We start from the raw sequence: 12,954 nt of genomic DNA, 5'->3' as shown, positions 1-12,954 counted from the left end.
TGCTTCGGAACGGATTAAAGTGAATAAGAATTGTGTCTTGGCCTATCCGTCGGCTTTGTTATTAGTAAAGGATCCGTTAAAAAACAATACGCAGCAATATTTACACGATAAGCAGCTTTTTATTGATGAAAATGCGCAGGTAAAAGGAGTGGTCGGATGTTTACTTGAAAAAGTGCTAACCGATTTTTATCCGCAAATTGTAGTGGAAACCTCGGCCAAAATCGCAGGACAGGTATTTTGCGACGGAAATCTGGAATTAAAAGGTACTGTTTCGGGATCGGTATATACCCGATATTTTCTCACCAATCAGGGTGGGTCGATTTATTTGAATCATTTGTTTAACGGTGTTGTTGAAAATCAAAATATACCAGATTTTACGGTGGAATGCTTTTGGAAGATCAGGACAAAATTGTGGTGAAATGGTTGTACTAAAAAAATAAGATCGGCTACATTAGTAGAAGTATTGGTTGCTACGGCACTGATTGTAATTGTTTTTATGATCGCCAGTCTTATTTTAAATAACTTGTTGTTAAATACGTTTTCTAAAAATACAAATCCGATTGAAAATAAACCGAATGAAGTGGAATGCCTGTTTCAGAATAATATGTTGCGAATGCCCTATCGGGAAGAATGGCAATCGTGGACTATTAGTATCGAACCCGAAGCCAAAAAGGACAAATGGTACCGGATTAATGTGGTAAATACGACCAACAGTAAAGTAATAACCCGAAAAAGCTGTCATGTTGAATAAGAAACTCTATTCTTTTACCTTAGCCGAATTACTTATTGTAATGGTACTTACTGCCATTGTGGTCGGATTAGCATTTAGCATCTTGCGATTGGTACAAAAAGAGATCATTGGCTTTTAGAAACATTTGGACAATCAGGTTGCGTTGGCATTTTTTGAACAAAAGTTATGGCAGGATTTTTCCAAACATCCGCATATCGAATACCAATCGGCGGAACAACTACTTTTTATGGTATCTGAAACCGATACAGCCCGTTATTTCTTTCGAGAATCCCTGTTAAGAAATACCGATACGATACAACCGAAATTGTTGTTGCAAAAATTGTTTTTTCAAGGGAGAGAGGTCAGCGGCGGATCGGTTGATGCCATTTCATTATCGGGTGAAACGAATTTACCGAATCATAATGTTTTTGTTTCCAAAAGAAACGATGTAACTTTTTTTATCAACACCAATGGCTTTTAAGTTAGAAAATAGACAACAGAAAACGGTAGATAAAGGACAAAGCGACTTACAGGCGCTCTTAAAAAAAAGATTGTGCTTTTTGGCGGCGGTTTTACGACCAAAAAGAAACAGGCTTTTTATCAGGAGCTGGCCGTGTTGTTAAAAGCCGGAATTACCCTAAAAGAAGGGCTTACGCTGATTATTGAATCACTTAAAAAACCGGCGGATAAAGAAATGATCGGGAAATAACCGATGTGGTTAACTGAAAACCGTTTTCGGAAGCGATAAATACTTCGAAAAACTTTTCCGAGTATGTATTCTATTCCTTGAAAATAGGGAAGGAAACCGGAACGATTGCACAGGTTTGCCGGGAACTGGGTGTTTTTTACGGCCATCCTCGTTGTATTTTTTATGTTGAGTTATGTGGTACCGATGTTTCAGGATATCTTTAAGCAAATACCTTTTTTAACTAAAATGATCATCCGTTTATCCGATCTTGTAAAATCCTATGGTTTTCTTTTTGTCCTATTAATGCTATCGGCTTTATTTGCTGGAAGACTGCTTCGGAAAAATGAAAATTATACAAAAGCAATCCATTATTTAGCGTTGCGAATCCCGTTTTTAGGACCTTTTATCAGTAAGGTTTATTTGGCACAGTTTACGCAGGCGGTTGCGTTATTAACCGCTTCGAAGGTTCCGATTCTGAATAGTATTCAGATGGTGAAAATAATGATCGGTTTTGTACCGCTAAAAGAGGCATTGGAAAATGTAGAAAAAAATATTCTTCTGGGACATAGTTTAAGTATCAGTCTAAAAGGAAACCGAATGTTCGACAGTCGGATTATTTCACTGGTTAAAGTGGCAGAAGAGACCAATCAGACCGAATATGTCTTTAAACAATTAAACGAACAATACAATCAGGAAGTCATTCTGCAATCGAAAGTAATGTCGATCGTACTCGAACCGCTTATTATCGTTTTTGTGGGCGTATTGGTGGCCATGTATTTGCCGATGTTCTAGTTGAGTAATGTTATAGGCTGGTTATTATACTATTATTTATCGGATTATACGAAATAAATTGTATTTATTAAAACTATTTTTACATTCAAATTTTTATTAATTAATCTAATTCTTATTTTTTTAAATAACCATTATCAAAAGTGGTTAAGTCTTAAGTGCTCCTTTTTTATCCCGGCAGTTTTTCCGGTGCAGGTTCCCGGTAGATCACAGAAGTGATGCTCTGAAGAAACGCTTCCAAAGCATCGAGTTCTTCTTTATTTAGTTCCAGTTTTTTCAGTAAAGGTGAGGTTTTCGGAAACAGTTTGTCGTTTACCTGTTCGCCTTTTGGTTTTAAATTGGGCATACCGGCATTATACAGATTTAAAACACCGCGTAGTTCCGGGAAAAGACCATTGTGCATATACGGTCCGGTTTTTCCAACTTCACGTAGGGAAGGCGTTCGGAATTTACCCACATCGTCGGCATTTTTGGTAATGTTATAACGTCCTAAATCTTCGTATTTACGACCGTAGTACGTTAAACCGGCATTGTGAAACTGATTATCAGAAAATAAAACCGAATTATGACAGTTAATGCATCGGGCCTTGGTACGGAACAGGTGTAAACCGGCTACTTCCTTATCGGATAATTGTGTTGAATCGCCTTCGATAAATTTATCAAAACGACTCTTACGACTCACAACGGTGCGTTCGAAAGTGGCAATGGCTTTAAAAATTTTCTCTTCGGTTACCTTTTCATCGCCGAAAGCCTTTTGGAAAAGCGGCTGATACCCTTTTATTTTTTTGATCGTTTTAACCGCAATATCCATGTGGTTGTTCATTTCCTTGGTATCGACAATCGGGAAACGCGCCTGATCTTCCAAACTGGCCGCACGTCCGTCCCAAAAAAAGATAGTGGAGTAGGCTACGTTGATGATCGGTTTGGAGTTTCGGGTTCCCGGCGTACGGTCGTGTCCGTGGGATACTCGTTTTCCGTCGCCCCATCCTAATTCGGGATCATGACAGGAAGCACACGAAATCTGACCGGATTTGGACAATCTCGGATCAAAGAACAATATTTTTCCAAGGTCTCTTTTGGCTTCGGAATACGGATTTTCGGCTGGAAACTTCACCTTAGGCAATACACCTAAATCCTGAAAATCTACAACGCTACTATCGACAGTTGGCTTTGGCCATGTGCTCACATCGCCGCTGCTGTATATTTTTTTCAGATCGGCTATCGAATAATACTTTTCATCGTCTTTATTGCTTTTTAGAGAAACCAGTCCGACGAATAAAAAACTAAGGACTGTAAATCCAATAATCTTTTTCATACTTAATAAATTATCGAGATCCCACCGTTAAAATAGGTACTCGCTGTGGTATTGTAATCCGTTGTATAGGTTTTGTATTGATCACCTATTGCAACAAGAGTATTATAGTTTGCAAAAATACGTAACTTTTTAGTTTTAGAAAGGCTGTATTGGTATTGCAGCATAATATTGGAACGTAATTTTGAAGTGGCATCATACGCCTGATCCGGTTGGATCACATTATTGGCAAACGACAGGTTCGATGTGGAAATCGGAATAAAAAGCAGACTTTCACCCAACGCCTGATAGTGTTGTACACCTAAAGCCAGATTTAGTGTATTTTTCTCTTTCGACAAGAGGTCTTTGTTAAAAGCAGCCGAAAGTTCCAGTGTATTCAATCGTTTGTCGGTACTTCCCAATAAATCGACGTATTTATGACGCATATAGTTGGCTCCGAATTCAAAGCTGTAAACGACACGGTTTTTATCTTTTTTGATCACACCGCTGTTAAACGAGAAAATATCCAGATTCATACGGTAATTCTGTCCGTTTTCCACAACCGAAAAGTTATCTCCTTTTTGCTTTTCGTAGCCAAACCGAAGTTTATAGTCTTTTTCCACACCGTCATAGAAATAATTCAGGTCGGTGGTATGGGAAACCAGACGGTACATAAACTGCTTTAGTTCGTCATCAATATACACATAACCGCGTGCATTTTTGCCGTAAAAGCTTTCCAGCGATTTATTATAACGATAGGAAGCATTCCAGCTGTTTCGGTTGTTTTGGTATTGATAGCCAAAGCCAAAGTTTTTATCGATCGTATTAAAAATATAACGGTTGTATGACGAGTTAAAGATAATACGGCCATAACCGGATGAAAAACGGGTAAAGGTTTCCGGATAGGCGGGGGCATTTGCGGCATCGTTTACATACGTAATGTTATCGGTTTCCGTTTTTTTGGACATTCCGGCAAATACGATCAGGCTGTGGTTACGGAAATGGTATCCGGTTTGAATCTCACCACCATAGTTACTCAGTTCGATTTCCGGTCGCGGATCGTTGGTACGGTAGTTTTTACCGTTTTTATAAAATGCTTTTCCGCCTAACAGGATGTGATTGTCAAACTGATAGGCAAAACCACCATCAAGATTGTATTCCTGATTGTCCCAGTTTCCTTTTCGGGGCGCAAAGAAATAATTGGGCGACAATACGTTTTGATTTTCCGTTCGTTGGGACGAAAAGTTATAACCCAGTCCTTTTTCAGACGATTTATCGAATGTAAAACCACCAAATAAACGTAGTCGGGGTTTTACATTATATATTCCCTGAGTGGAGAAACGGTACTGCGTTGTTTTGTCGGCCGTCTGAACACGTTTTAAATTCAGGTTTTTCTGACTGAATTCGATTTGTGTCAACGTAAAGTCATTCAAATGTTGTGTCGTATAAAACAACGGGTTTTTCCAGAATTGCTGGCGGATGTCGTTGTAGAATACATTTTGAGGTACCGATAAACTATCAGTGAGCTGCGCCTGAACGGCACAACTCACTAACAGAATAAAATAGAATAGTACTTTTTTTGAAGTCATATTGTAAAGCTTGTTCTTAAAAAATAAGAAACGTTTATAAAAAAGTCTGTTGTATCAGACTAGTTTGCAAAACCTCTTGGATTTGCTTTTTGTTTTATGAAATCGTTAGAAGAGTTGTTGGTGTCTTCTAAGATCTTACGTCCGTTTACGATCGATTTTACTTTACGGTAAACCGCTTGCGAGTTATAAGCAGCGTCACAGTTAACAGATGAAGCATCGATTTGGGATTGTAGCATTTTTGGACGTTGGCTACTTGGGTTGTAGTGTTGTAATTCTACCCCATCGATGATTTTATTGTTCGGAATCTGAACAAAGAATTTTGTCGTATTTGTAATCGAAGCAATAGACGGATCCGGGAAATTCTGGTAGCTGTTTAAATCGTCACCACGGAAAATTACAAAGCTGTCACGGCCTAAGTTATCCATAAGAAAATCTTTGTTCGGGCTGCTGTAACCTGGTCTTCCCCAATAGGCAATTTCCATATCGGTTACTGCCGGGTTCTGAATGTCAAAACGGTATACGTCTTCTCCAAGTGCTAATCTATAGTCACCTAAATATACTTCAAAATCAGCCGTACTTAAATCTACAGTTAGTTCCGGATTTTGTACGGTAAGCGGTTCACCACTGTTGTCTACTAAAGGCGATTTGTGGTTGATTCCGGTTTGTGCAATTACGATACTTTCACCTGGTAAAATCGGGTAGGTTGTTCCCGAACCCGGAATACGGATCACATAATCAGCATATACATAATCAGTATTCGCCGATGAACCAGCCGTCATACCAATCGATTTGCTCCAGTCAAACTGACCGCTAGCTAAAGTATAAGCAGCCGTTGTAGTTGATGTTTTTCCGTAAAGCTGTCCGATACATAAACCATCCGCATAGATCGTCTCGTTCGAGTTGTTATAGATTTCAATAAACTGATCTCTGAAAACCGCTCCTTGTTGCGCATGCGAACCGGCATAAGAAATTTGTTTGATTACTAAGTCTCCAATACGAACCGTTTTTAGTTTCAATTCCGTAGCGTTTACATTAGCATTGATGATCACTTGTTCCTGCGCACCGTTAAATAATACGGTTTGTGTTTCCGGTGTATATCCGAATTGTGTGTTAAATTCAGTACTGGTTAGCGTCTTAGTAGCTGTAATATTATAGGTTCCTGGGATTACTGCAGGGAAATTTGCAATACCGTTGGTTCCGGATTCGATAGTATAGGTATCGCCGGTATTGGTGTTGGTTAAAATTACAGAACCACCGTTAACCGATTGTCCGTTAAACGTGATAGGGTCGTATTTAAGATTTACCGAAAAGTTTACCGGTTGTAGTCCGTTATTAGCATTACCGAAATCATCATCCGAACAGGATGTGAAGGCTAATGCTGCACTGAGTAATACAAGAAGTTTTTTCATGTAAGGGGGATTATAAATTAATTATTAAAATTGATATTCGATTTTGGTTCCGAAGGATAGTTGTACCATTCCTGCTTTTGGACGTCGGGTCGGTACGCCGTTGTCGATCAATGTTTCCGTTTGCTTTAGATCCAGGAAATTATTGGAATAGAATGAAAAACGGAATCCGTTTTTAAAATCTTTGGAAACACGTAAGTGAAAATTGTGAAATACTTTTTGTAACGACCGGTCGATTAATGCATTGTTTTGCGCTAATAACGGTAATAACGGATGCGTATCTCTTTCGGCTTCCGGGATAATTATTTTGTTTAAGTTTTCGTCGATATAGGCATATAAACGGTTACCGCTTCTATAATTGGTATTATCAATGATAAAATGTTCGCTTCGAACAGCAATTACCAATCCCACTTTTGGAAGGTGGTAATTGATATTCGCGCCCAATCGGAAGCTTTTAGAATTTTCGTCATACGGTTTTAAAACGGCCATCTTTTCCGGTCTTGGTGTCGTACTGGCGATACGCTCGAAAGAATCGCGGGTATCGGTATTAACTGTTTCAGTATAACTTCCCTGAATATCGAAGGTGATATTTTTAAATGGTGTTTTTTCAAAACTCATAAAAAACTCTAATCCCCGGTCTTTCGATTCGAATTTGTTGACCAAACGACTTTGTAAATAATAGAAAGGCGTATAACCTGTTACCTGATAGGTTGGTGTTTGTGTACCGTTAAACTGTATGTCAAGTATGGCCATATCGCGTACACTTGGGATACCTTCATTGGTAATTCCATCGTACATTTTGTTGTAAAAACCGGTTAAATTAAGGTTTCCGAAAGGTAGTTTGTAATCAAATCCCAATTCGGTACGTATACTTTTGGTTGGTTTCAGATCTTTATTATTGGCATAATCAATAAAAGTCTGTACGATTCCAAGGTTGTAATAACCCGGGTAACGATAATCGCCCAAAACGGCATCATAGTAACGCGGACCAGTATAAATCTGGTTTAATGAAGGTGCTTTGGAAGTAATTCCGAAACCACCGCGAATCTTAAAATTATCGTTTTGATAATAACTGTTAATACGCGGTGCCAGTGTTGTAAAACCAAATTGATTATCCAAACGCACACCGGTATTCATATAAAAAGTGCTGTTTTCCCAGTTTCGGGTGATATTGTCTTCGGCGTATAGCGAAAACTGGTATTCGGCACGGATGTTTTCGCCATAATTATACGGTCGGAATCCCTGACCGGAACCACCGTTTGTTGAGGCAAAAGCACTGATCATCGTTTCCGGACTGCCCAAACGCCCGCGTCCTTTGTTATCGCTGGTTCGGAAAGAGGTACCGAATAATAACGAATGCGACCAATCGCCGGTGTTAAATGTTTTGTATAAATCGGCCGACGCAAAAGAGGAAATCGGAATACCTTCTACCGCTTTAACGGATGTATAGCTCGGTAGGGTATAAGTTCCGGAATAAACACCTTCTTCGGTACTGGTTCCGACAATACTACCACCAATATTCACAAACTTGGATTCATATGTAAGTTGATCACTATATCTGAAATTCGCGTTGATATCCAGATTATCGAAAAAACTGTTTTCGCTGAATTTCCATTTAAAACGATTGGAAACGGAAAGGTCTTTCTTTTTGTTTTTTACAATTTTATTATCGGTATCTTCTTCTTCGTAATTCACATTATCGTTATTAAAACCATAATCCACCGAAAAAGAGTTGCGGATGTTTTTACTTTTACTCGTCCAGCTCCACATTAAATTTGTAGTAATCCGTTCGTATTCGGTATAGGAAACACGCGGTTCGGCATTCGATTTTAAATAATTAACCGTAAGGTTTACAAAACCGATTTTATCGTTCACTTTAAAACCTTTGGCAAAGCCATATTCGGTTGTTCCGTCGCGTAAGGAAGTATAGACGCGATACGGAGATTTACCGGCTTTTTGTTCGATTTTGATCAAACCGGATGTCAGATCGCCATATTTGGCCGATGGAACTCCTTGTACGACTTCTACTTTTTCGATATTATCCACCGGAATTTCCCGTAAATCGGCACCAAAATTGGCATTCGAAAAATAACCGTTAAATCCGGACGACGACGACGGATCGCCAAAACCTAAAAAGTTAGGGGAGAAAGGCGGGCCGTAATTTCCGCCATAGGACTGCATATTTTCGTTATTCGAAATTGGAATACCGTCGACAACTATAGCCGTTCCGAATGATTTATTTCCAAAACCGGTATTAGCAGCGGTAGAAGGGCGTACCGTACGGAAAGCGATCGGTTTGAATTCGTTTAAGGTAAAATTGGTAATGGCTTGTCCGGGTAATTGCTCCAGTACTTCATTAAGTGAGAAGGCCTGTACCTGTTCGATAACCTCTCGGCCAATGGTAATTTCGGAGAATTTTTTTCCTTTACGAGCCGTAACGACCACTTCATCCAGACGTAAATCCTGTTTTTGAAGGAAAACAACAATCTTTGTATTTAGATTTTCTTTTTTATAGTTTAAGGTTGTTTCCTGTTTTCCTAATAATCTAAAGGTAATACTTACTTCTTTAGTATTGGGCATACGCAACTGGAATGTGCCCGTTTCGTCGGTAATTGCCCAATCATTGGTTTCGGGATTCACAACAAATACACTTGGTAACGGTTCTTTGGTATCACGATCGAAAACCTGTCCGTTAATGTGTTTTTGTGCCACTACAGTTTGGAAGGCGAGTAGTATAATGACGTATAATAACCTCACTTTATTTTGGTTTTTTTAATGGCACAAAAATACCATCATTATTTTATTTAGACTAATGCTAAATAATTTTTTTGTAGTTTATGTCTTTTTTAAAAATAATTAACAGGTAAAAATGAGTTTCTTTATTTTTTTGGGGTAAAAAGAGTGAATAGTTTAAGTATATAGTAATATGTTTTTTATTTTATAATTGTTAATTTTAAGATTTTAAAGGTAAAATGTTAAAAATCAAAAAAATAAGCGGTATGAATGAGATAAGATATATATTTGTATATACAAATATTGTATAGTAATGAAAAGACTGGATTTTATTAAAACTATAATAGGAGGAGCAGGTATGGCAACATTATATCCGTTTTATAACTGGACACAAGATTTAAAGGAAGAAGATATAAAACTTCCGGTTTTGTTTATCGGACATGGCTCGCCGATGAATGGTATTGAAGACAACGAATTTTCGCAAACCTGGGCCAAAATGGGAAAAGATATTCCAAAACCCAAAGCGGTTTTGGTTATTTCGGCACACTGGCTTACTCGGGGAACGCATATTACAGCGATGAACCATCCCAAAACGATTCACGATTTCGGAGGATTTCCACAGGCGTTGTTCGATGTACAATATCCGGCTCCCGGTAGTCCGGAATTGGCCAAAGCTACCGCCGGACTGGTAACGACGACCGATGTCGGATTGGATCACGATTGGGGATTGGATCACGGAACCTGGACGGTGGTACGCCATATGTATCCCAATGCAGATATTCCCGTTTTGCAATTGAGTATCGATTATAACAAACCACCACAATATCATTATGAACTGGCGAAGCAATTGGCGAGTCTCCGTAAAAAAGGTGTTTTGATCATTGGAAGCGGTAACATGGTACACAACCTGCGAATGGTGGCCTGGGACAAACTGGCCGAACCGGAATATGGTTACGATTGGGCGGTGGAAATGAACACGCTTTTTAAAGCTAAAATAGCCGATGGTGACCATAAAGCTTTGATTGCTTATGAAAACCTGAATAAAGCTGCAAAACTAGCTATTCCAACACCGGATCATTATTATCCGTTGTTGTATACGCTGGGATTACAGGATAGTAACGATCCGACCACGTTTTTTAACGATAAGGCGGTTGGCGGTTCGTTAACGATGACGTCGGTTAAAATTGGCGTATAAAAAAACTCCGATATAGCACCGGAGTTTTTTATTATTCGTCACTTTCTTCTTTACTGAATTTAAACGGGTAATCGCCAAAATGAGGTGCCAGCTTTTTGGTCTGATATGTCTTATGGGTGTATTTATTGGAAAGGGCAATGATGGAAACCGTGTCTTTACGCAGGGTTACCAGTGATGATGTGTTTCCATGCCACCAACCGTTATGGAAAAAGTACTTCTGACCGGTTTCGAATTCCAGCATACGCACACCTAATCCGTAGTTTCGGGTTCCTTTGCGTTCGTAGCTATAGCCTTTAAACATTTCGGCTTTCATCTCCTGACTTAAAAAATCGTCGTTATAGGTCGCGATATCAAATTTTAAAAGATCCCGCGGTGTGGAATAAATATTTTTATCGCCATATACCTGATCCAGAAATTCAAAAGCTAAACGAAGGTAATTTCCTTTATACGACTGACTTACTTCGTCTTTCTTTTTCAGATCGTCAAAAACGAACGTATGGGTCATTCCCAGCGGTTCAAAGATCATTTCCTTCATGACTGTCGGATACTTTTTTCCGGTTACTTTTTCAATGATCAACGCTAGTAAAGCATAGTTTGTATTACAATAGCCGAAACGGGTACCCGGCTGGGATTCCAAGCCTACGTTTTTAGTCGCCAGTATAGTTAGCACATCCTGATTGGTTAAGGTTTTTTTCTTGTCCCAAACGCCTTTATCAGCGGTAAAGTAGGCGTAGTTTCGCAATCCGCTACGGTGGTTTAACAACATCCGTACCGTGGTTTTTTCATATGGAAACTCAGGAAGATAATTTTTAACAGGAAGGTCAAACTTGATTTTTCCTTCTTCGGCCAGTTTCATTACAGTTACAGCCGTGATCATTTTACTCACCGAAGCAATATGGATCGGTGTGTCTTCGGTTATTTTAGCACCTTTTTCCTTATAAGCATAGCCACTATAATTTTCGTAAATAATCTGACCGTTTTTGGCCACCAAAAAACCACCGCTATAATCGCTGGCGTTATAGTGTTTGTTGTAAAAGCGCTCAACAAAAGCTTTGTTATCCGAAATAAAACGAGTGGAAACCTTGGGTAATTTAATCGAAAAATCACCGGCTAATAAGGCAGTATCGTTAGGGTTATTGTCAGAATCTCGGGAATTATCTTTTTTATTGCAGGCGACTAATAATAATATGGAAAATAGGGGTATATATTGTTTCAGTTTCATTTAATGCGTTCCGGGGTAAAATTTAGTAAAAGGCAAATATAAATAACACACAGTATTTATAAAATGCATTGGGGAATTATTTCTGTTAAAATTTTTTGCTAAAACAGATTCTGAAAGCCATAAAAAAAGGACTGTCTACTTTAAAAACAGTCCTTTTGTAGTCCTTTTTTGATGTATTATTTACAATCCCAATTTTTTACGGGTATCTTTTTGTAAGGCATCTTTATGAACCAAAACTGAAATCGATTTTAGTTTCATATACGGAACGCTCATATAAACATAACCACCGTTGGCAACACGATTCGGATCGGTACCCCATGAGTTTTTTACTTTATAATATACGTTTCCTTTTTGGTCTTTTACTTTTCCAACAATATGCATCAGGTGATCATCCTGAGTTGCTAAATTTTCAAATTCCGCCTGACGGTATTCCGGTGTAATCGCTTTTTCCGGTTTGATTTCGGTTAAAATAGTTTTCGTATCGGCCTCATCATTTGGAATCACAGCCACACCATATTTTCCGGAGAAAGTAGGTTCGCTCACGTCACAATCCAGTTCCACGGTAAAACCATTGGCCAGTGCATTATCGATATTTGCGATATATTCTTCCAATGGAAGGTTGTAAAAACTACCGTTCGAAAAGTTATCCGGAACATTCAGGATAAACGTCCCGTAATTGGGCGTATGCGTAAACGAAGTAATCGTTACATAGTCTTTCGGGTTGATTTTGGTCATCGCCTGAAAGCTTTTCGGGGTATATTTTTTCCCTTCGTAGGTAAACTCCGTTACGTTTTTACCGATATAGATATCCAGCATCGCTTCGATGGCTTTTTTCCAGTTTGGCGATAATTTTTTTCCCGGATTTTCGGCATAGGCTTTTAGCATACTTTCCATTACGGCTACCATTTCGGCGTGGTTAAAGGTTTCGGATGTTCCGTTAAGTCCTGTAAAAACGCTATTCGGAACCAAACCGTAATCGGCTACACTATTGATCACATCATGTGCCAATCCACCTTCGCCAAATTGTGCTTTACCCTGACGCATAATATAGTTGTCCGCTTTTTTAGGATAGGTGTTGCGTACCTGATACATTTCGGATAAATCGATTTTCTTTCCGGTTAAACGAATCACTTCCGATTCCAGGAAAGAAGAAGTAGAAAAACTCCAGCAGGTTCCGGTGTTACCCTGACTGATTACCGGTAAGGCTTCTAGGTCGGTAACGGTTTGAAACTCATATTTTTGAGCCTGAGCTGAAAAAATTAAACCCAGTAAGGCTGCTGAAACAAAAATCTTTTTCATTGTATTATAATT

Annotated in this window: 13 protein-coding genes; 7 read left to right on the top strand and 6 right to left on the bottom strand. The window is 38.9% G+C overall.

The window, feature by feature from the left end:
• Window positions 1–19 precede the first annotated feature (19 nt).
• From E6C50_RS03360 to E6C50_RS03345, 6 genes are all read left to right on the top strand, one after another.
• A complete protein-coding gene (locus tag E6C50_RS03360; RefSeq protein ID WP_136401774.1) occupies window positions 20–418 on the top strand; it encodes a polymer-forming cytoskeletal protein in 399 nt (132 codons plus the stop codon).
• 45 nt (window positions 419–463) lie between these two features.
• Window positions 464–751, top strand: a complete 288-nt coding sequence (locus E6C50_RS03355; protein ID WP_230978952.1) for a hypothetical protein — start codon at window positions 464–466, stop codon at window positions 749–751.
• Entirely contained in the window at window positions 741–869 is a 129-nt protein-coding gene (locus E6C50_RS17935) for a prepilin-type N-terminal cleavage/methylation domain-containing protein (RefSeq protein ID WP_230978951.1), read from the top strand. Before E6C50_RS03355 ends, E6C50_RS17935 begins: the two co-directional genes overlap by 11 nt.
• A 6-nt stretch (window positions 870–875) precedes the next feature.
• Complete coding sequence (locus tag E6C50_RS03350) at window positions 876–1,211, top strand: hypothetical protein (RefSeq protein ID WP_230978950.1); 336 nt, start codon at window positions 876–878, stop codon at window positions 1,209–1,211.
• A 72-nt stretch (window positions 1,212–1,283) separates the two neighbouring features.
• Window positions 1,284–1,439, top strand: coding sequence for a hypothetical protein (locus E6C50_RS17930; protein ID WP_230978949.1), 156 nt, complete (start codon window positions 1,284–1,286; stop codon window positions 1,437–1,439).
• A 105-nt stretch (window positions 1,440–1,544) separates the two neighbouring features.
• Window positions 1,545–2,210: a type II secretion system F family protein gene (locus E6C50_RS03345; RefSeq protein WP_230978948.1), complete on the top strand. Its 666-nt coding sequence runs from the start codon at window positions 1,545–1,547 to the stop codon at window positions 2,208–2,210.
• 166 nt (window positions 2,211–2,376) lie between these two features.
• Here E6C50_RS03345 and E6C50_RS03340 read toward each other — a convergent pair whose 3' ends face one another.
• The 4 genes from E6C50_RS03340 to E6C50_RS03325 are packed head-to-tail and all read right to left on the bottom strand — an operon-like array spanning window position 2,377 to window position 9,250.
• Window positions 2,377–3,522 (bottom strand): cytochrome-c peroxidase, encoded by a 1,146-nt coding sequence (locus tag E6C50_RS03340; protein WP_136401772.1) that lies wholly within the window; start codon window positions 3,520–3,522, stop codon window positions 2,377–2,379.
• 2 nt (window positions 3,523–3,524) lie between these two features.
• Complete coding sequence (locus tag E6C50_RS03335) at window positions 3,525–5,087, bottom strand: DUF6850 family outer membrane beta-barrel protein (RefSeq protein ID WP_136401771.1); 1,563 nt, start codon at window positions 5,085–5,087, stop codon at window positions 3,525–3,527.
• Window positions 5,088–5,146: 59 nt separating this feature from the next.
• Window positions 5,147–6,496: a DUF4876 domain-containing protein gene (locus tag E6C50_RS03330; protein ID WP_136401770.1), complete on the bottom strand. Its 1,350-nt coding sequence runs from the start codon at window positions 6,494–6,496 to the stop codon at window positions 5,147–5,149.
• A gap of 24 nt (window positions 6,497–6,520) precedes the next feature.
• Window positions 6,521–9,250, bottom strand: coding sequence for a TonB-dependent receptor (locus E6C50_RS03325; protein WP_136401769.1), 2,730 nt, complete (start codon window positions 9,248–9,250; stop codon window positions 6,521–6,523).
• 334 nt (window positions 9,251–9,584) lie between these two features.
• Here E6C50_RS03325 and ygiD point away from each other — a divergent pair, with 334 nt between their 5' ends.
• Window positions 9,585–10,421 (top strand): 4,5-DOPA-extradiol-dioxygenase, encoded by an 837-nt coding sequence (gene ygiD / locus E6C50_RS03320; protein ID WP_211089517.1) that lies wholly within the window; start codon window positions 9,585–9,587, stop codon window positions 10,419–10,421.
• A gap of 31 nt (window positions 10,422–10,452) precedes the next feature.
• Here the strand turns inward: ygiD and E6C50_RS03315 are convergent, their stop codons facing one another.
• Complete coding sequence (locus tag E6C50_RS03315) at window positions 10,453–11,643, bottom strand: serine hydrolase domain-containing protein (RefSeq protein WP_136401767.1); 1,191 nt, start codon at window positions 11,641–11,643, stop codon at window positions 10,453–10,455.
• 180 nt (window positions 11,644–11,823) lie between these two features.
• The gene (locus tag E6C50_RS03310) at window positions 11,824–12,942 is read right to left on the bottom strand and encodes a C1 family peptidase (RefSeq protein ID WP_136401766.1); all 1,119 of its coding nucleotides are present in this window, start codon (window positions 12,940–12,942) and stop codon (window positions 11,824–11,826) included.
• Between the last annotated feature and the right edge of the window lie 12 nt (window positions 12,943–12,954).

This window comes from Flavobacterium supellecticarium, assembly GCF_004801375.1.
Lineage (GTDB): Bacteria > Bacteroidota > Bacteroidia > Flavobacteriales > Flavobacteriaceae > Flavobacterium > Flavobacterium supellecticarium.
Note: the sequence above shows the minus strand (reverse complement) of the source record. Positions and strands in the feature narration are given on the sequence as shown.